The organism is Mesorhizobium sp. CAU 1732 (assembly GCF_039888675.1).
Lineage (GTDB): Bacteria > Pseudomonadota > Alphaproteobacteria > Rhizobiales > Rhizobiaceae > Aerobium.
This window is the reverse complement of sequence record NZ_JBDQQR010000001.1, coordinates 2,595,087-2,614,361: the sequence shown is the minus strand read 5'-3', so window position 1 is coordinate 2,614,361 and position 19,275 is coordinate 2,595,087. Positions and strand designations below refer to the sequence as shown.

The following is a 19,275-nucleotide window of genomic DNA, read 5'->3' as shown; positions in this document are numbered from 1 at the left end:
AGTACCGGCGGGCTCACCGCGTGATCGACGGCGGCTGTAAAATCTGATCGAACAGGCCCCACGGAACACGGCGCGGAGCTTGTTCGCGCTCAGCCATGCGGCAGGCTGAAATCGGCGGCCTGTCGCAGATGCTGGCGCAGCAGAGCTTCCGCCCAATCGATGTCGCCTGTTTCAACCGCGTCAAGGATCGCAAGATGCTCGCGGCAGGATTGCTCAATACGGTCGGCGGGCAGTTCCTTGAAGGCGGCGGACTCCTGCATCCGGCGCAGATTGTTCTGCTGACGGACAGCCTCCGTCAAAAACCGGTTTCCCGAGCAGGCGGCGAGGTTCTCGTGGAAGGCGGCATTGACGCGAAACCACTCGTCGCCGGCCGTGTTCGCCCCCCGATCGCTCAAAATGCGCTCATGCGCCCGCCGCACCGGCAGAAGCTGCTTTTCGTCGGCATGGAAGCGGGCCGATTTGAGCGCCGCACACTCGATCGCGATGCGGAACTCGTAGCTTTCGCGATAGGCGTCTTCGCCCTCGAGCGAATCGACGAAGCGCCAGCCATGGCCCGGCAGGCGCTGCACAAGCCCTTCCGCAGCGAAGCGCAGCAGGAGCTTGCGAACCAGTCCGCGCGATATGCCGTAGCGCGGCATCAACTCGGCCTCCGACACCTCCTGCGGCAGAACACCTTGCGCACGCTCGCGCATCATCGTGCGATAGAGTTCCTCGACGGGCGAGTTCGGGAGCAGGACGTGCGGATCGATATCGGCCACGTCCACCGCGACCTGCAGGCCACGCGTCGCCATTGGCGCCAGAATGCCTTGCTCGGTCAGAAGATCGAGCGCGGCACTGATCGGAGAGCGCGAGACGCCGAAGGCGCGCGCCAGTTCCGGCGCGGAAACCCGCGCGCCGATGCTTGCCGCCTGATCGATCAGGCGCTCCAGAATCCTGCGCGCGAGATCGATCTGCAATGCGCTCGCGCCCTCGGTTCGTCCGGTCTCCGGGTCCAATCGTGCGTCCATAGGCCTCCCCATCGCTGACGCATTATAACCCAGGGCGAAGTAACTGCATAAGCCCTGTTTATCGAAAATTTATGCTTTTCATTCCAGCAAAATGCATTATCGTGCCTCGATAAGATCGACTTCGGGGTCCTCGTTTCATGACTGTCCAGCCATTTCCGCTCGTTGAAGTCAGTGGCGCGCCACGTCAAAGGGGGCAGTCCTATGGCGAGCAGGCCAAGGCGCGTATCGCGGGCTCCGTCGATCTCTACGCTGGAAATCTCGATCGCCTGGGCTATGGAAAAGCTGATATCGATCGCTTTACCGCGACCTTCGCGCCGACGCTGAAGGCATGGGCGCCGGACCTCGTCGACGAGATGGAGGGCATAGCCGAGGGCGCGGGACTCGACTTTTCGTCGATCATGCTGGTCAACGCGCGGACGGAAGTCCTGCAACTCGCCCGTCGTGAAAAGGGCATTGCCGACGACGAGCCTGACGGGTGCACCGGCGCTGTCGTGATGCCCGAGGAAACGCGCGACGGCGAACTGATTCACGGACAGAACTGGGACTGGAAGGCGGAATGCGCCGAGACGTCCATCGTGCTGCGCATCTTGCGTGACGAGGGCCCGGACGTGTTGACCTTCACCGAGGCCGGCGGGCTTGCGCGCAGCGGGTTCAATTCCGCCGGGATCGGCATTACAGCCAATTATCTGGAATCGGATCGCGACTACCGCGAGCTTGGCATCCCGCTGCCCTTCATCCGGCGCAAGGCGCTGGAGGCGAAGCACTTCGCCCTGGCGCTGCGCGTGGTTGCGGTGACGCCGAAGTCCGGCTCGAACAACATGATGCTCAGCACGGCCGAAGGCTATGCGGTCGATCTCGAATGCGCGCCGGACGAGGCGTTCGCCCTGCACCCGCACAATGGAATGATCGTGCACGCCAATCACTGGCAGAGCGCGGTCGCGCTGTCGAAGCTCAGGGAAACCGGCCTCGGCGAGGTTCCCGACAGCCTCTATCGCGACGCGCGGGTGCGTAAGATTCTGGAGGCGCGCCGCGGCGATGTAACCACGGACGACCTCAAGGCGTCGCTGTTCGACGATTTCGCGACGCCGTTCTGCGTCTGCCGTCCGCCGCTGCGCAAGGAAGGCGGCAATCTCTCGGCCACCGTCGCCATGATCGTCATGAACACCGCGCAGGGCGTGATGGAGATTGCGCCGTTGCCAGCTGTCAACCGAACTTTCACGCGCTACGACCTCGTCATGGACAGGACTGCCGCCGACAAGGCGGCCTGAGCGGAACCGCCGGGACCTCGGGAGAGAAGAGCAGAATGGGACGCTTCCTGATCACCCGAACGCTCAGTGCGATACCCACGCTGATCATCGTCTCGCTGACGGTTTTCGCCCTCATGCGCATGATCCCCGGCGACCCCGCAACGCTCATGCTGGGCGATCTGGCGCAGCCCGGACAGGTCGAGGCGTTGAAGCAGCGCATGGGGCTCGATCAGCCCGTCGTGCTGCAGTACTTCTACTGGATCGGAAATGTGCTGACCGGCGATTTCGGAATGTCGATTTCAAGCCGGCAGCCGGTCCTGCCTCTCATCTGGGACCGTTTCCTCGTCTCCGCCAACATCGTGCTTCTTGCGGTATTTTTTGCCACGCTGATTGCCGTGCCGGCAGGAATGCTTGCGGCCTGGCGGCAGGACAAGCTGACCGACGTCTCCGTTGTCTTTGTCGCGACAGCGCTTCTGTCGATTCCGAGTTTCTGGCTCGGCCTCATGCTGCTTCTCACATTCGGACTTTGGCTGGGCTGGCTGCCCATCGTCGGCTACGTTCCCTTCGGTCGGGATTTTGGACAGGCGGCGATCTACATCGTGCTGCCGGTCGTGACGCTTGTCCTGGTCGAAATCGGATCCATCACACGCATGGCGCGCGCCAGCACGATCGAGGTGTCGCGACTCGAATATATTACGCATGCGCGGGCCAAAGGGCTGTCAGAGCCAGCAATCATGTGGCGGCACGCCTTCAAGAATGCATTTGCGCCGACATGGACGCTGATCGGCCTGATCCTAGGCAGCCTGCTGGCGAACATCGCGATCATTGAGACCGTCTTCACCATTCCCGGCCTCGGCCGCCTGATGGTGGACGCCATTTACGCGCGTGACTATCCGGTGGTGCAAGGCTGCATGCTCTATGTCGCCTTCATGTATGTGCTGGTCAATCTCGTCGTGGACCTCGTCTACCCGCTTCTCGATCCGAGGGTGAAGGCATGATCGCGCGCGCACTGGGACTGCCCCGGCTCAGGTTCAACGCCATCTTCGGCGGCATCGTCGTGTTTCTGGTGATCGCCGTGGCCGTGTTCGGCCCATGGCTGGCGCCTCACGATCCCATGCGGCTCAACCTCGTGGCGCGCATGGCGCCGCTCGGTGGCGACTACTGGCTGGGCACCGACGAATTTGGCCGTGACGTGCTCAGCAGGCTCATGATGGGCGCGCGGACCAGCGCCTGGATCGCTTTCTCGACCGTGCTGTTCGCGCTCGTCACCGGCACCATCTTCGGCGTCCTGTCCGGGTTCCTGCGAGGCTGGGCCGACCGCGTTATCATGATGTTCAACGATGCATTCCTGGCCTTTCCGGGACTGCTGCTCGCGCTCGGGTTCATGGCGGTGTTCGGCGCGAGCCGGAACGGCATCATCATTGCTCTCGGGCTGGCCTACATGCCCGTCGTGGTCCGGGTCGTGCGTTCCACCGTCATGTCGATCCGCGAGCGCGAATTCGTCGAGGCGTCACGTGTCACCGGAAACAGTGAAATCGTGACGATGATCCGTCATGTGCTGCCGAACTGCGTTGCGCCGGTGACGGTTCTCGCCACGACGATGTTCGGCTGGATCATCCTGTCGGAAAGCGCGCTGTCGTTCCTCGGCCTGGGCGTGCCGCCACCCGCGCCGAGCTGGGGCAACATGCTCTCCACCGCGCGCCCCTACATCAACCAGGCACCGCACCTCATCATCCTGCCAGGCCTGTGCATCTCGATCACGTTGCTTGGCGTCAACATGCTGGGTGACGCGGTGCGCGACTGGCTCGATCCGAAAATGCAAGGTTAGGCCGCATGCTGGCAGAGGCAGATCACAAACCCATGCTCAGCGTTCAGGATCTTTCGATCACAGTCGGTCCCAGCGGTCGCCGCATCGTCGATCGGCTCTCGTTCGACCTGTCGGCGGGCGATATGCTGGCGCTGGTCGGCGAGTCCGGCTCCGGCAAGACCATGGCGGCGCGGTCCATCCTGAGCCTGCTTCCCCCGCCGCTGCAAACGACGCCGGAGAGCGCAATCCTTTTCGACGGCCGCGACCTGACCAGGCTTCCGCCCCCCGATCTGCGAAGAACCCGTGGAGCCGAGATCGGCATGGTGTTTCAGGAACCCATGGTCTCGCTGAACCCGTCGATGACGATCGGCGAGCAGATGGCCGAGGGCTTGCGGCTGCATCGCCGCATGGGGGCCGACGAAATCCGGTCACGCTCGCTGGCGATGCTGGATCGTATCCAGATCAAGAACCCCGAACGTTGCCTGGCAGCCTATCCGCACGAATTCTCCGGGGGCATGCGCCAGCGCATCATGCTGGCATCGGTGATGCTTCTCGAGCCGCGCCTGCTGATCGCCGACGAGCCGACGACCGCACTCGACACGCTGGTCCAGCGCGACGTTCTCGATCTCATGGTCGAACTGACGCGGGAAAAGGGGACGGCGGTTCTTCTGATCAGTCACGATCTCGGCATGGTGTCTCATTATGTGCGCGACGTCGTCGTGATGCGTGAGGGCGAAGCGGTCGAGCAAGGCAGGAGCTTGCAGGTTCTGCAAGCTCCGCAGCATGCCTATACGAAGAAGCTCGTCGACGCGCTGCCGCGGCGCAGCGCGGGCGGTTTGCGCAACATCTCCCTGGTCGAACCGCTGGTCGAGCTGCGGGATGTCGTTATCGACTATCCCGGCAGGGCACGTCTGTTCGGCACCACCGACACCATGCGCGCGGTGCATGGGGTCGATCTCACCGTTGGACGAGGCGAGACGCTTGCGCTTGTGGGTGCTTCGGGCTCCGGCAAGACCACGATCGGCCGTGCCATCGTCGGGCTGGTCGAACCGACGTCGGGAACCATCGCGTTTCGCGGCGAGCCGATCGTGGGCGGTCGTGGGGACACGGCACGCGCACAGCGCCGCGACATGCAGATCGTCTTTCAGGACCCTTACTCATCGCTCGATCCGCGCCAGCGCATCGAATCGATCGTCGAGGAGCCGCTGAAGCTCGACCGCGAAATCAGCCGGAGAGAGCGCAAGGATCGCGTGCGCGAGGTGTTCGACGAAGTTGGGCTGTCGCAGGATTTCCTGCCGCGACTGCCCCACCAGCTCTCGGGCGGCCAGCGCCAGCGCGTGGCAATCGCACGCGCCATCGTGCGCCGTCCGGCCTTCGTCGTCGCCGACGAACCGGTCTCCGCGCTCGACATGACGGTGCAGAAGCAGATCCTGCTGCTGATCCGCACTCTGCAGGAACGCTACGGGTTCGCGTGCCTGTTCGTCTCGCACGATCTTGGAGCGGTCGAGCAGGTGGCCGATCGCGTGGCCGTCATGGAGAATGGACGCATCGTCGAGGTCGGCGCACGTGATGACGTGTTCGACCGGCCGCAGCACCCCTATACACGCCGGTTGCTCGATGCCGCGATGCTGCTCGACCGCCGCTTCGGCGGCGAGGGTGTCGCGCAAAAGGTAATCGCATCATGAGCCGCCCGAAGATCGCAGAGGGACGCGAGAAGGGGCGGCTCGGCTACTACGATTTCGGCGCGACGCCGTACTTCGCCTCGCGCTACGACCAGCGCTTCTCCTACTGCCTCTACGTCCCAGACGACTACGATCAGGACGGCGACGAGCAACTCGACCTTGCGGTGATCGTCCACGGCACCGCACGCTGGGCGGAACAATACCGTTCGCGGCTTGCCGGCTTCGCCAGAGAGCACCGCGTGATCGTGCTGGCGCCGCTGTTTCCGGCGGGCATGACGAGCCCCGGCGAATTGTCGAGCTACAAGCTCCTGCGGTCTGGCGGCATTGCCTACGACCTCGTCGCTCTGGACATGGTCGCGGAGGTCTCGGAACGCTATCGGTTGCGCTCGTCGCGGTTTCTCCTGCACGGCTTTTCGGGCGGCGGGCATTTCACGCACCGCTTTTTGTACCTGCACCCAGAGCGCCTTCTCGGCGCTTCCATAGGCGCACCCGGCATCGTGACGGTGCTGGACCATGCGCACGATTTCTGGGTCGGCATACGAAATTTCGAAGCGGTCTTCGGCAAGGCGCTCGATCTTGAGGCCCTCGCCCATGTGCCGGTCCACATGGTTATCGGTCAGAACGACACCGAAACGTGGGAGATCAGGCTGACGCCGCAGGATGACTGGTGGGTAGATGGCGCGGAGACGCTTGCAGAGGCCAATCGTATCGAGCGAATGGCTGCGCTGCGCACCAGCCTCGAGGCCCACGGCGTGCAGGTGGAGCAGGATATCGTTCCGGGATTTGCGCATGACGGTATGGCCATGATGGGCCATGTCGAGGCATGGTTCGCCAAAGTGCTCGCCGCTTCGCGGGCGATGGAGAACGATGCATGACGGTGTTTGGTCGGGTCGCGGAACTCTGGCGCTATCCCGTCAGTTCCATGGGCGGGGAGAAGCTCGAGACTGCCGAGCTGGGCAAAGGCGGTATCTTCGGCGATCGTGTCTGGGGGCTTGTCGATATGCGCGACGGCGAGGTCGCCGCCCCGGAGAAAAGACGCCACTGGCGGCCGGTGCCGAACATCCTCTCTCGGCTCGGTGAACAGGGGCCGGAGATTGGAACAGGCGGAGACGGCTGGATCGGTGCAGGGACGCCGCAGGCGGATGCGCTTGCCTCCGCGTTTCTCGATCTGCCCGTAGCGCTGAAGCCGCACACGCCCTACGAGACGGAACAGGAATCCCACGTTGCTCCGCGTTACGGACGGGCGGATCTCCACATCCTGACTTCCGCCTCAATGGAACGGCTTGGCGAACTCCTCGGCGACCCCTCGGAAATAGACAGCCGTCGCTTTCGGCCCAACATCGTGATCGAGACGGCTGCAGGCTTCACCGGCTTTGCGGAACAGGAACTGGTCGGATCGAAGCTTGCGATCGGCGACGTGATGATCGCCATCGCGGAGCCCTGCTCACGCTGCTCCTTCACTGCGCTGGCCCAGGGCGAACTCGCCTTTGAGCCTGCCGTTCTGCACAAGATCGCCCAGCACGGCGACGGCGGGTTCGGCGTGTTGTGCGCCGTAGAGACCGGCGGTGTCGTCCGCCTCGGTGATGACGTCAGGATCGTGCAGGGGTAACCTGCCGCCACGCTTCGACGCTTGGCGGGCCGGCGCAGACCGAGACCGCAACTTCGTCGCCGATTTCGTAGAGAATCGCGCCGATCGTCATCGCCGTCGTCGCTGACGAGGCCGGGTCGCGCGCGATCGAGACCTCACCGCCTGCACGACATGCCGACAGCGCGATCTTCACCGCATCGGGGGTCACGCGCAGATCTCCGCCCAGGTCCGACCGAAGGCTTTCGAGCCGCTTGCGCGAGTTGTCGCTGAACAAAGGGCTGACCGTGTCCGGGCGCGCTTCCCTGCTTTCGAGAGGATGGTTGGTATGAAGCGAGCGGCCATTTTCGACAGTCAATTGGGTTGCACCGGCGGCGCAGCATTCAAGTGTCGCGATGCCGTCGCGATCGCCAAGCTGGTAGTTCTGCCCGGATGCATGCGGCACCGACCGCAGAAAGGAGACCGCTTCCGAAGCATCGGAGCAGCCCAGCGCGCCGCGCATCACGAAGGCGACGGGCAGGCCCGTCCGGCTGGTTCTCAATTGGGACAGCGTGTTGACGCAGATGCCGAGCCCGCCTGTCGACACGCCCATCAATCCGATCATGCCGGCGGACGTGAACACGAGCGTCTCATTGCCGTCCCGGTCGGGGAACCGAAGCAAGGCTTGTGCGCCGTCATGCCAGCCCGACAGATCCATGGTCTGGGCGACCATCGTCGGCTGGTCCGGGGTCGGTGCGATTGCGAGGCTCGAGCAGTGGCCGTCTCGTGGCTCTTCGCCGAACCACCATTCCTCGTCCATGAGTTGCATCGCGTAGGCTGTGTCTTCGCCGATGGCAGCCCCCTGCGCGATGCCGGAAACCTCTTCGGCAAGCGCCGGCGTGAAGCGCTCGATCGCATCGCGAAAATTGGTGGCTGCGAGAAAGCGCGGCAGGAAGGTATCGGCGGGGATGCCGTATGCATCGCCGATCGCGTTGCGCCACCGGCCGACCTTGTCTGCGATCGTGGTGCGCAAGGTTTCGCCATGAGCCCTACCGCGGGCGCGTGGCGACCCGACACAATCGACTATGGGAAGAAGCTCCGTCCGCATCGCATGCCCTCTGTCACGGAGTGAAGGGCGGGGGTCTCCCCGCCCTTCATTGATTGCAACTCTTCTGCGCGAGTGGCTACTGCTGTTTCCAGACGCCCCATGCACGGGGTTTGTCGCCGGCCCACACGTCGTAACCTTCGACACCCTTCGCGACAGCGTCGGTCACAGGCTCGTAATAAAGGCCGAGGATCGGCACATCCTGCACCATCAGCGCATGGATCTGCTTGAAGAGCGCTTTGCGTTCCTCGAAGTCGGTGGTCTGGGTCGTCTTCAGAAGGAGGGCACGGGCTTCGTCATTCTGCCACTGGCGGGTCGGTGTGGTGGATTTGTCGCCGATCAGGATGCCGTAGAGCTGCGACGGATCGAGACGCGCCGAATAGCCGAAGGACTGAATCTGGAATTTGCCGGCGAGATAATTGTCGAGCTGCGCGGCCCAGTCGAGCGTTTCGAGTTCCGCATTGATGCCGGCCGCCTGCAGCATCGCCTGGACCACGACCGAGTTCTCGTACATGCCCTGGTAGCGCGAATTGGTCTGGATTTTGATCGCTTCGCCGTTGTAGCCGGCTTCCGCCATCAGCGCCTGCGCCTTTGCCGGATCATATTCGGGCCATGCGAGAAAGTCGTCGTCGAAGAAGGCGCTGGCCTGCGCCACGCCCGATGGATTGAACGCCGACAGCCCGCTGGTGCGCGCCTCCGCGATCTGCGCGAAGTCGATCGCATGGGCGATCGCCTGACGAACCTTCACATTCGACATCAACGGATCGTTGGTCTGGATCAGGATGGCCGTCCATGACAGGCCGGGTACGGATTTGACAGCGACCCCGCGGCTCTCCGCTTCCGAAATCCGGCTCGATTCGAGGCTCGGAAGGATGTCGATCTCACCGGCGAAAAGCGCCGTTTCCGACGCCGACGTGTCTGGAATGATCAGGAAATCGACCTCGTCGACATAGGCCGTGCGATCGCCGGCAAGGCCACTCGATTCCTCCGCGAGCGGCTTGTAGTCGGCGTAGCGCTCAAGCTTGATGAACTGGCCCTTCTGCCATTCCTTCAACGTGAAGGACCCGCTGCCGATCGCGGAATCCGCGATCCAGTTGCCGTCCGCGCCGACATTGTCGGGGCTTGCGATCCAGCCATTGCACTGGATGTTGGCAAGCTGGGAAAGGAAGAGCGCATTCGGCTCGTTGATCCTGAACACGACCGTGCGTTCGTCCGGCGTTTCGATGCCCTCGACCTTCAGGCCCTGGCTGCCGTCGAAGAAGGGATTGCAGAACCACTCCTCGCCAGCCGCGATACGGCGATCCCAGTTCCACTTGACGTCCTCAGCGGTGACCGGGTCGCCATTGTGGAACGTCGCGCCCTCGCGCAGCGTGAACGTATAGGTGAGACCGTCATCGGAGATTTCCCACGACTGGGCAAGCACAGGTCCGATGGAGAGGTCATCCCTGAACCCGACAAGCGTTTCGAAGATGTGGTGGAGGATCGCGTCGGTGTTGGCGTCGCGGTTGAGGCCGTCAGTCGCGCGCAGGTCGGAATTGACGCGAATCTTCAGCGTGCCGCCCTGAACCGGCTCCTGTGCGAATGCCGGCGCCGCAAGAAAAATCGCCGCTCCGGCAAGCAGTGCTCGTGTCGTCAGTCTTCCCATTGTCGGTGTTCCCTTTGTTGTTCCCAGTTTCCCGTTCCCGCGAGAACCCGGCCGCTTGTCTTCACGCATGTCGTTGCCCGAAACCGGTGCCCACTTCCGGACGACATGCGTCAGGCGGCCGCGCGGACCTCTTGCAGGGTCCTCGCGAAGAAATCCTTGACGTGCCTGATGAGCTTTCGGTCGTCATGGGCGACGCCCGGCTCGATATCCAGCCGCGCGCTGATGCCTTGTTTTTCCAGGCTGGCCTTGAGCGCACGAATGCGATCGTTGCGGGTTGCGCCGGCGAGATCCGCGCCCGGCTGCCACCAGTCAGCCTCCGGCGTGATCGTGATCTCCCAGGTTTCGAGGTCGTCGGCGCCGATGACCATCTGAACCGCAACGCGGCGCATTGCGTCGAGGTTGATCGACTTGCCGAACACCGTTTCGAAATCACGCACGCCGACCCAGAAATCGTGGTCGAAGTCGAGCAGCGTGACGACGCCCGGGGCGCCGATCGAAGCCGCCAGCATGCGTTCAGGATGGAGGAGCAGAAACCGGTGCGTGAAATGACCGCCGCCGGAGAAACCGTACATCATGACGCGGTCGCCTTCGATACGATAGCGCTCGCGCATCTCCTCGATCATGTCGAGCATCACGGCATCGTAGTGCAGGTCACCGGCACGCAGCATCTTGTAGGAGGACAGATCGCCGGGGAAGCAGATATTGGCCGGGAAAAGCGGGCAGAGCACGATCACGCCATGCTCTTCGGCGAAGTCGGCAAACGCGTCGCGATAGGCGGTCATACCGCGCTCGGTGCCATGGACGATCACAGCCAGAGGATAGGTCTTCGACCCACCCTCGTCATAGTCGTGCGGGACGTAGGCGCAGTAGGGAAACCGCTGATCGAAGCGCGACGCATAGACCGTCGTGTGCCCGAAATCGTAGTAGGACAACGTCTTTCCGTGACCCGCCACCTTGCGCATTCGCACCATCTCCCTGAGCAGATTGATGGACTATTTCATAATTATGTGCGCATGAAAAGCATTCTTCGGGGCCTTATGTTTAGTTTGATGAACTTTTAAGCGCGTTGCGGAACACCGTGAAATCTGGCCAAAGCCGGCCACCATGACGCCAGGGCGTGGGCGGACGGCGCCTGCCGCTCTCTCAATCGGACGGCACAATGGTTCGGGGTGCGATAACGCACGGTGTATCTTCGACGGCAGATTTAAGAGAGCGATCAGCGCGCCATCCCGACGGTCGCGCCGGATGAATCTCGTAGCAGATATCGACGCCGCAGTTTCGGCGTGGTCGAGAATGGGTCGCCAGCGACGCGCAGGCTCATCGAACGCTGTTTCCAGCCGTTCGTAACGCAGACCGCGATCCGCGGCCTATTTCGTGATGCTGTGGGAACCGGCCGCGGAGAAGCGGCCGGTTCCGGTCCGGCGGGATGCCGGATTTTACTCTTTGCCGCCCCACGCCTGCGGGTAGTCCGGCATCTCCTCGCAGCCGCACATCGCGTAGTGCAGCGGCGGCATCTTCTCGTTGATGAAGTCGTCGAGGTTTTCGGCGGTGATCGCCGGCTGCGGCAGAACCCACTCCGGCCCCGGAACGGCCTCACCCTTGAGGATCGAGACGGCGGCGATGATCGGGGTGCGCCACTGGTAGGTCGGATAGGTCGGGGCGATCGCCGTCATGTCGAGCGCGCGCCATTTCTGCAGGAAGTCCTGCTGGTCCTCGCCGACGAAGACCGGAATGTCGTGCCCGCCATCCTCGAAAGCCTCGATGGCCGCGACGGCAGTCGCACCCGCATCCATCCATACGGCGTCGATCGAGCCGCGCTGGAGGTAGTCTTCCACGATCGACTTGGTCTTGGCGTTGTCGCCATCGGTGAACTCGGCGCCGACGACGGTCAGCCCTGCCTCGTCGAGAATGCGGCGGCCGGCCGAGTAGCGGGTCTCCAGCACGTCCACGCCGGGCAGGATGCGCAGCATCAGCACGTTGGCGCCAGCCTCGACATTGTCGACGATGAACTCCGCGCCCTGAATGCCGAAGCCGTAGCCGCCGACGGGATGGATGAAGGTCACCGGGCAATCGGTCTGCACGCCGCGGTCGAAGACGATGACGGGCAGCTTCTCGCACGCGGCTTCCACCGCGGGCGTGAGCGCTGCCGTGGTGTTCGGCGACACGATCAGCACGTCGCAATTGCCGCCGGCGAGCAGGTCCTGGATGTCGGCGATCTGCTTGTCGTCGGAGCCTTCGGCGTCGACATGGACGAAATTGCCGATCTCGGGATGCAGCTTCACCTCTTCGGTCATGTTGGTGTAGCCGACGACGCGCCACGGATTGTTGACGCCTGCATTGGAGAAGCAGACCGTGGCTGCGCCGTCCTTCTTGTATTCGGCCGTGTCGGCCATCTTATCGACCAGATACTGCGCCCAGGGCTGGCCCTCGGGACCCTGCGGGGTCATGGAAAGCTGTTCCTGCTGGCGGGCGAATTCTTCGGGATCGTTGAAGTTCTGGGCGTGCGCGACGCCGGCGACTGCCAGCGACATGCCGATTGCGGTTGTCAGTTTCAGGACTTGTCTCATCGTGGTTTCCTCCCTTTCGATGACGGCTGATTGTCGGGCTATTGCCCGGTTCGTTTGCGGCGGGCCATGGCCAGCGCCACCGCAGCGACAAGAATGAGACCCTGCACGACTTGCCGCACCGGCTGCGGCAGCCCCAGGAAGTTGAGCAGCGTGAAGATGGCCGTCAGCGTCAGCGCGCCGGCCATCGCCGCAGGCACGGAGCCGCGGCCGCCCAGAAGCTGCGCGCCGCCGAGCACGGCGGCCGTGATCGCCTGCAGCTCGTAGCCGGTGCCGACATCGGTCGAGACGCCCGCGAAGCCACCGAGCAAGATGCCGGTGATGACCGCGCTGAGCGAAGAGACGACGAAGGCCGTGATGCGCACGCGGTTGACCGGCACGCCGGCAAGCTGGGCGGCGCGCGGATTGTCGCCGATGGCGTGGATCATGCGGCCGAGATTGGTGCGATGCATCAGCCAGTAGAGCGCGAAGCCGACGACGACCATGACGATGACCGCCACCGGCAACATCTGGACCAGGGGAATGTCGCGGAGATTGACGCGGCCGAAAAAGCGGAAGCTGTCGGGAAGATAACCGCGCGGCGCGCCGCCCGACCACATGAAGGCGAAACCGTTCAACGTGATCATCATGCCGAGCGTGGCGATCAGCGACGGCACCTTGAGGAAGCAGACGACCATGCCGTTGACGAGCCCGACGGCCAGTCCGATGCACAGCATCACCGAGATCACCCACCAGGTCGAATTCGGGTCGTTGTTGGAGAGCATCGACGAGCCCACCACCACCAGCGTGATCAGCGAGCCGACCGACAGGTCGAAGCCTCCCGACACGATCACGTAGACCTGCCCCGCCGCGAGAATGGCGAGCGGTGCCGCGCGCTTGAGGAAGTTCATGTAGCCGGTGGGCTCCACAAAATTCGGGTTGTTGAGGATGATCGCGACGATCAGCGCGGCAAGGATGAAGTAGACCGGATTGATGCGCGGCAGCCCGCGCGCCCTCTTCTGCCTGCCCGCCGGGAGGGTCTGGTCGCTCATGCCACCAGCCTCTTTGAGCGAACCGCATAAAAGGCCACGGCCGCGACGATGATGATGCCGCGCAGCACCTGCTTGACGAAGGCGTCGACCCCGAGGACGTTGAAGATCGAGTCGATCAGCGAGAAGATCAGGACGCCCGCGACAGTGCCCCATATCCCGCCGCGCCCACCGGCCAGGATCGTGCCGCCGATAACGACGACGGCGATGGATTCGAGGTCGTAGACCCCGTTCGCCCCGATCCAGGGCGCGCCGGAACGCAGGCGGCTGGCGAGATAGAGCCCGGCCACAGCCGCGCATAGCGAGCAGATCACATGCGCGATGATGATGATCTTCGCCGTCGAGATGCCGGCGAAGCGCGCCGCATCCTGATTGCCGCCGACGGCGTAGACGTTGGAGCCGAAGCGCGTGAAGCGCAGCACGAAGAAGGCGACCAGCGCGAGGCCGAAGAAGAACAGAATGGCAAAGGGTATGCCCAGCACGCTGCCATAGGCGAAGAACTGGAACTCGACCGGAACCGCGCCGGCGAAATTCGACACGAAGGCGGACAGGCACCCCTGTATCACGAGGCTCATGCCGAGCGTGGCGATGAGCGGATTGACGTCCAGCTTGGTGATCACGAGGCCGTTGACGAGCCCGACGAACGCGCCCAGCGCAAGCGAGGCGCAGATGGCGGGAAGGATCATCGCCGGATTGCCGCCCATGATGACGGAGGACAGGACCGCGACCGCCGAGATGAGGCTTGCGACGGACAGATCGATGGACGCGACGAGGATGACGAAGGTCTGGCCGATCGCGGTTATCCCGAGCGCGATCGAACGCCCGAGCACCGCCAGAAGATTGTTCCAGCTCAGATATTGCGTCTGGCCGGTCGTGACGCAGGCGATCACGTAGATCGTCACTGCCGCCAGAAGCAGCAGCGCCGGCGCCCATCGGTCGAAGCGGAAACGCAACGCTCCTGGTTTCATCCTGCCCAAGGTGGCGTCGCTCATGCAGCCGCCTCCTGTTCGCCGGTCGCGTCCAGCATGATCGCGGTCTCGCTCGCGCCTGCCTTGTGTTCGGCGACGATGGTCCCCTCGCGCATGACGAGGATGCGGTCGGCCGCGCCGATCACTTCTGGCAGGTCGGACGAAATCATGATGATGCCCGCGCCGGCGCGCGCGAGGTCGCGCATCAGGTGGTAGATGCCGGCCTTGGCGTTGACGTCGATGCCGCGCGTCGGCTCGATGAAAACCAGCACCTTGGGCTTGAGCGCCAGCCAGCGCGCGACGATTGCCTTCTGCTGGTTGCCGCCGGACAGGAGCCGGATGTCCTGGTCGTAGGAGGCGGCTTTGACGTCCATGCGGTCGAGCAGGCCGTCCATGGCCGAAAGATCGGTGAAGCGATTGCGTTTCTGGCTGCCGAAAAAATTGCCGAAGGCACGCGGCGTCAGCATTGCGTTGTCACGCACGGACTGCATCAGCGTCAGCCCCTCGCCCTTCCGGTCTCCCGGCAGGAGGCCGATCCCGGCGCGGATCGCATCGCGCGGGTGGTTGAAGCGGACGTCCTCGCCGGCCAGTGTCATCGTGCCGGCCTCGAACGGCCGCGCGCCGAAGATCGCCATCGCAAGCGCGACGCGCCCGGCGCCCTGAATGCCGGCGAAGCCAAGTATCTCGCCGGTCCTGAGATCGAAATCGATGCCGCGCAGCGCGGCGTTGCCGCCGCCGCGCACCGACAGCACCGGCGTTCCGATTTCCTCAGGTGTCGCGAAGGGCGCGTAGAAATCCGCGATGTCGCGCCCGACCATCGCGTGAACGATCGCAGCCGGCTCGGGCAGCGTCGAAAACCGAGCCGCGACCTCGCCATCCTTCAGCACGGTCACGCGGTCGGCCAGACGCGTCACTTCGCGCATGCGGTGGGTGATGTAGATCACAGCAGTGCCGTGCTCCTTCAGCGCGTCCACCGTCTCGAAAAGCTCGCGGCACTCGGCCTCGTTGAGCGCCGCCGTCGGCTCGTCCATCACCAGCACCTTGGCGTCGAGCGAAATCGCCTTGGCGATCTCGACCATCTGCTGCGATGCGACGTCGAGATCGACCACCAATGTGTCGGGATCGATGCGCCGGCCGGCCTCGAACATGTCCAGCACGCGCCGCGCCTCTGCACGCATCGCGGCGTCGTCGATGACGAAGTTGCGTGTGATCTCGCGGCCGAGAAAGATGTTCTGCGCGACCGTGCGCTCGGGAAGCAGCGAGAACTCCTGATAGATCACCGAAATCCCGGCCGCCAGCGCGTTGACGGGATGCCGGAAGTGCACCGGCCTGCCCTCGACCAGCACTTCGCCATCGTCGGGTTGATAGACGCCGGAGAGGATTTTGATCAGCGTGGATTTGCCCGCGCCGTTCTCGCCCACCAGCGCATGCACCTCGCCCCGCCGGCAGCCGAAGCTGACGTCGCTGAGCGCGACGACGCCGGGAAAGCGTTTGCCGATACCCTTCATCTCGATGACGGGTGCGTCTGTCATGCCGCAGCATCCCAACCCCGGCGGATGAAGTCTATCGATTCCGCAAACAGCGTGTCGTAGTCGGGAAAGAGCGGCCGCCAGACCCGCGTCGCCGCGGCCAGTTCCGGCAGGCCGCCGCCGAAGGCCTCCAGCGTCACCCAGCCGTCATAGCCGGTGCCGCGTATGGCGGAAAACACCTCGGCGAAGTCGATGTGCCCCCTGCCCGGAATGCCGCGGTCGTTCTCGGAAATGTGCAGCACGCCGACATGCCCGGCGATCGTCGCGATGGCGCGCGGTTGCTTCTGCTCCTCGATGTTGGCGTGGAACGTGTCGTACATGATCGTGAACGCGTCGTGCCCGACCGCGTCCACATAGGCCTTCGCCTGATCCATCGTGTTCAGGAAATGCGTCTCGAAGCGGTTGAGGTGTTCGAGCGCCAGATAGATGCCGTTGGCGCTCGCCTGTTCGGCCATGCGGCGATGGGCATCCGCGCCATGCCGGATCTCGTCGGCCGTGGGACCGGAGCCGGTGAAATGGCCGATCGGCGCGTGGAACGGCCCGCCGACGCATTCCGACCGCAACGCCAGCGCGCACTCCATGATCCAGTCGAGATGGGCAATGCCGCGCCGCCGGATCTCCGGGTCGCTGCTGAGCGGGTTGGCGTCGGGCGAAGGCGTGACGGAGGTCGATGTCCTGCGCAGTCCGATCGCGTCCAGTTGCCCACCAAGCCATTCGTAATGCGCCGGATCGCCGGTAAGAACCGGCACCTCGACGCCGTCATAGCCCAGCTCCTTGAGCTGGCGGATGCGCGGCAGGTGTTTTTCGGTGATGAAACCGGCAAGACACAACAGATTGATGCCGACCTGCATATTCCTCCCCCGGCCGACGTTGCGGCCGACCTGCGTCACGGTGTTCGATTTCTCGCACCGCCGCCGCAGGCCCCTCCCTGTTCAAGTCAATCTGCCGCGTCAGCCGCAGCGAAAACCGCCGTTCCGGCTCATCCTCATCAGCCCGAACAGACAGAAATCATTGACTTTTTCGACTCTCCGCGGCTATGGATGCCGGGAGTTCGATAACAACACCATTGCCGATGTGCGAACACTGTGCGTTCAAAATCTGCAAGTGGTAAAATTTGAACATCGGGAGGGTTCGATGGCGGAATTGGACAAGGCCGGCGCGGTCGCGCGGCCGGCGGTGTTTCGCGAACCCGGCGCGCTGCTCTATGCCGGCAACTGCAAGGACCTCCTGGATGCATCGCTCGCGGGCAAGGTGACGCTCAGCGCCTGGACGCGGCGCGGATATCCCGGCCGCGATCTCGGCGATGCATTGCCCCAAATCTGCTCCGTCGGCGGCTGGGACGCGACGCGCCCGCAGGACTGGGGCCTGAAGGAGCACTGCAACGAAGGCGTCAAGATCGCCTATATGGCGCGCGGCACGCTGACGCTGACGCTCGACGGCGAAAAATACGAGTTGCAGGAAGGGCAGATGTTCGTGGTTCGCCCCTGGCAGTTGCACGCCTTCGGCGATCCCTTCGTCGCGCCCAGCCAGATCGTCTGGGTGCTGTTCGACATGGGAATGCGCCGGCCGCACGAGGACTGGCTCTGGCCCGACTGGATGGCCTGGCCGCAGCGCGACCAGGATCGGTTGACGGACTTCCTGTCGAAGAACGAAGAGCCCTGGTACACGGCCTCCCGTGATGTCGCGCGCAGTTTCATGGACATCGCCGAGATCGTCGCCACCGACGACATCGAGGGCAACGAGACACGACTGCGGCTTTTGATCTCGATGATGTTGCTGCAGTTCAAGAACCAGTTGGAAGCCCAGCGGCCGGCACTCGACCAGTCCCTGGCAGCCTCGCGCCGGACCGTGGATATCTTCCTGAGGCGGCTCTGGCATGCACTCGACGACAACTGGACGCTGGAGAACATGGCGGCCGAGTGCAACCTGTCACGCACGCAGTTCGCGAAGCACTGCATATCCCTGACCAACATGACGCCCACCCGCTACCTGCAAACGGTACGGCTCGAGGCCGCGCGGCAGATGCTGTCGGCGAGCGAAGGCAAGTCGGTGACGGAGGTGGCGTTCGACTGCGGCTTTTCCTCCAGCCAGTATTTCGCCACCTGTTTCAGAAAGCAGTTCGGCATTTCGCCAACGCAATTGCGCGTGACCAGTCCCGCCGCCCGACTTGTGGCCTAGATCGCCGTCGGGGCGCGGGGCGATGCCATGCGCACCGAGGCAATCGACGGCATGACCAGGATACTTTCCTCAAGCCGCTGACGCTCTCGCTCCCCCGACGCACAGCACGACGGCGACGGTCACGACGAGCATGATGGGGCTGACCTGTTCGTGCAGCAGGCCCGCGGCGAGAGCGAGACCGAAAAAGGGCTGGAGCAACTGCAATTGCCCCACGGCGGCGATGCCGCCTTGCGCCAGTCCGCGATACCAGAAGACGAAGCCGATCAGCATGCTGAACAGCGACACATAGGCGAGTGCCGCCCAGGCTGCGCTGCCGATGCCGGCAAGCGACGGCGGCATGGTGATGAGCGTCAGGATCAGCATCACCGGCAACGACAGAACGAGCGCCCAGGAAATCACCTGCCAGCCGCCGAGCCTGCGTGACAGTTTTGCGCCTTCCGCGTAGCCGAGGCCGCAAGCAATGACCGCCGCCAGCATCAGAACGTCCCCGACGGGCGAGACGGCAAGACCCTGCGACAGCGCGAACCCGGCGACGAGGGCACTGCCGAGGCAGGAAAAGAGCCAGAAGGCGGGCCGCGGGCGCTCGCCCCCACGCAGGACACCGAAAATCGCCGTCGCCAGCGGCAGCAGGCCGATGAAGACGATGGAGTGGGCGGACGTGACGTGTTCGAGCGCCAGCGCAGTCAGGAGCGGGAAACCCACCACGACGCCGAGCGCCACGATCAGCAGGGAGAACAGATCGCTCCGCGCCGGGCGCCTCTCCCGAAAGATCAGCAGGAGCCCGACCGCGAGCAGTCCTGCGATGGCTGCGCGCGCCACGGTGAGAAAGACGGGATCGAACTCCATCACCGCCACGCGCGTCGCCGGCAGCGACCCGCTGAAGATGAGCACTCCCACGAACCCGTTGATCCATCCACTCGCATTCTTGTCCACGATGCACTCCGCCATTTT

17 protein-coding genes are annotated in these 19,275 nt (G+C 64.0%); 7 read left to right on the top strand and 10 right to left on the bottom strand.

The window, feature by feature from the left end:
* Positions 1–89 precede the first annotated feature (89 nt).
* Positions 90–1,007, bottom strand: a complete 918-nt coding sequence (locus AAFN55_RS12725) for a GntR family transcriptional regulator (RefSeq protein WP_347799202.1) — start codon at positions 1,005–1,007, stop codon at positions 90–92.
* Between the two features lie 137 nt (positions 1,008–1,144).
* Here AAFN55_RS12725 and AAFN55_RS12720 point away from each other — a divergent pair, with 137 nt between their 5' ends.
* Genes AAFN55_RS12720 through AAFN55_RS12695 form a run of 6 tightly spaced genes read left to right on the top strand, consistent with a single transcriptional unit; the run spans position 1,145 to position 7,352 of the window.
* Positions 1,145–2,275, top strand: coding sequence for a C45 family peptidase (locus AAFN55_RS12720; RefSeq protein WP_347799201.1), 1,131 nt, complete (start codon positions 1,145–1,147; stop codon positions 2,273–2,275).
* Between the two features lie 35 nt (positions 2,276–2,310).
* A complete protein-coding gene (locus AAFN55_RS12715; RefSeq protein ID WP_347799200.1) occupies positions 2,311–3,252 on the top strand; it encodes an ABC transporter permease in 942 nt (313 codons plus the stop codon).
* Positions 3,253–3,269: 17 nt separating this feature from the next.
* Entirely contained in the window at positions 3,270–4,082 is an 813-nt protein-coding gene (locus AAFN55_RS12710) for an ABC transporter permease (RefSeq protein WP_347800254.1), read from the top strand.
* Between the two features lie 5 nt (positions 4,083–4,087).
* Positions 4,088–5,746: an ABC transporter ATP-binding protein gene (locus tag AAFN55_RS12705; protein WP_347799199.1), complete on the top strand. Its 1,659-nt coding sequence runs from the start codon at positions 4,088–4,090 to the stop codon at positions 5,744–5,746.
* Positions 5,743–6,618 (top strand): alpha/beta hydrolase, encoded by an 876-nt coding sequence (locus AAFN55_RS12700; RefSeq protein ID WP_347799198.1) that lies wholly within the window; start codon positions 5,743–5,745, stop codon positions 6,616–6,618. Before AAFN55_RS12705 ends, AAFN55_RS12700 begins: the two co-directional genes overlap by 4 nt.
* Positions 6,615–7,352, top strand: a complete 738-nt coding sequence (locus AAFN55_RS12695) for an MOSC domain-containing protein (RefSeq protein ID WP_347799197.1) — start codon at positions 6,615–6,617, stop codon at positions 7,350–7,352. Before AAFN55_RS12700 ends, AAFN55_RS12695 begins: the two co-directional genes overlap by 4 nt.
* On the opposite strand, the gene AAFN55_RS12690 is transcribed toward AAFN55_RS12695, so the two are convergent.
* The 8 genes from AAFN55_RS12690 to AAFN55_RS12655 all read right to left on the bottom strand — a co-directional run bounded on the left by AAFN55_RS12690 (position 7,333) and on the right by AAFN55_RS12655 (position 16,997).
* Positions 7,333–8,415, bottom strand: a complete 1,083-nt coding sequence (locus AAFN55_RS12690; RefSeq protein ID WP_347799196.1) for a C45 family peptidase — start codon at positions 8,413–8,415, stop codon at positions 7,333–7,335. The genes AAFN55_RS12695 and AAFN55_RS12690 overlap by 20 nt on opposite strands.
* Positions 8,416–8,491: 76 nt before the next feature.
* Positions 8,492–10,057 (bottom strand): ABC transporter substrate-binding protein, encoded by a 1,566-nt coding sequence (locus tag AAFN55_RS12685; protein ID WP_347799195.1) that lies wholly within the window; start codon positions 10,055–10,057, stop codon positions 8,492–8,494.
* A 110-nt stretch (positions 10,058–10,167) separates the two neighbouring features.
* Positions 10,168–11,019 (bottom strand): alpha/beta hydrolase, encoded by an 852-nt coding sequence (locus AAFN55_RS12680; RefSeq protein ID WP_347799194.1) that lies wholly within the window; start codon positions 11,017–11,019, stop codon positions 10,168–10,170.
* A 474-nt stretch (positions 11,020–11,493) separates the two neighbouring features.
* On the bottom strand, positions 11,494–12,624 hold the full coding sequence (locus tag AAFN55_RS12675; protein ID WP_347799193.1) for a substrate-binding domain-containing protein: 1,131 nt from the start codon (positions 12,622–12,624) through the stop codon (positions 11,494–11,496).
* Between the two features lie 38 nt (positions 12,625–12,662).
* The gene (locus AAFN55_RS12670; RefSeq protein WP_347799192.1) at positions 12,663–13,652 is read right to left on the bottom strand and encodes an ABC transporter permease; all 990 of its coding nucleotides are present in this window, start codon (positions 13,650–13,652) and stop codon (positions 12,663–12,665) included.
* Complete coding sequence (locus AAFN55_RS12665; RefSeq protein WP_347799191.1) at positions 13,649–14,641, bottom strand: ABC transporter permease; 993 nt, start codon at positions 14,639–14,641, stop codon at positions 13,649–13,651. Before AAFN55_RS12665 ends, AAFN55_RS12670 begins: the two co-directional genes overlap by 4 nt.
* Positions 14,638–16,149, bottom strand: a complete 1,512-nt coding sequence (locus tag AAFN55_RS12660; protein WP_347799190.1) for a sugar ABC transporter ATP-binding protein — start codon at positions 16,147–16,149, stop codon at positions 14,638–14,640. The genes AAFN55_RS12665 and AAFN55_RS12660 overlap by 4 nt, the downstream gene beginning before the upstream one ends.
* Positions 16,146–16,997, bottom strand: a complete 852-nt coding sequence (locus tag AAFN55_RS12655; protein WP_347799189.1) for a sugar phosphate isomerase/epimerase family protein — start codon at positions 16,995–16,997, stop codon at positions 16,146–16,148. The genes AAFN55_RS12660 and AAFN55_RS12655 overlap by 4 nt, the downstream gene beginning before the upstream one ends.
* Before the next feature lie 283 nt (positions 16,998–17,280).
* Between AAFN55_RS12655 and AAFN55_RS12650 the strand changes: the two genes are divergently transcribed.
* Positions 17,281–18,324: an AraC family transcriptional regulator gene (locus AAFN55_RS12650; protein WP_347799188.1), complete on the top strand. Its 1,044-nt coding sequence runs from the start codon at positions 17,281–17,283 to the stop codon at positions 18,322–18,324.
* A gap of 69 nt (positions 18,325–18,393) precedes the next feature.
* Here AAFN55_RS12650 and AAFN55_RS12645 read toward each other — a convergent pair whose 3' ends face one another.
* Positions 18,394–19,257 (bottom strand): DMT family transporter, encoded by an 864-nt coding sequence (locus AAFN55_RS12645; protein ID WP_347799187.1) that lies wholly within the window; start codon positions 19,255–19,257, stop codon positions 18,394–18,396.
* Positions 19,258–19,275: the final 18 nt, after the last annotated feature.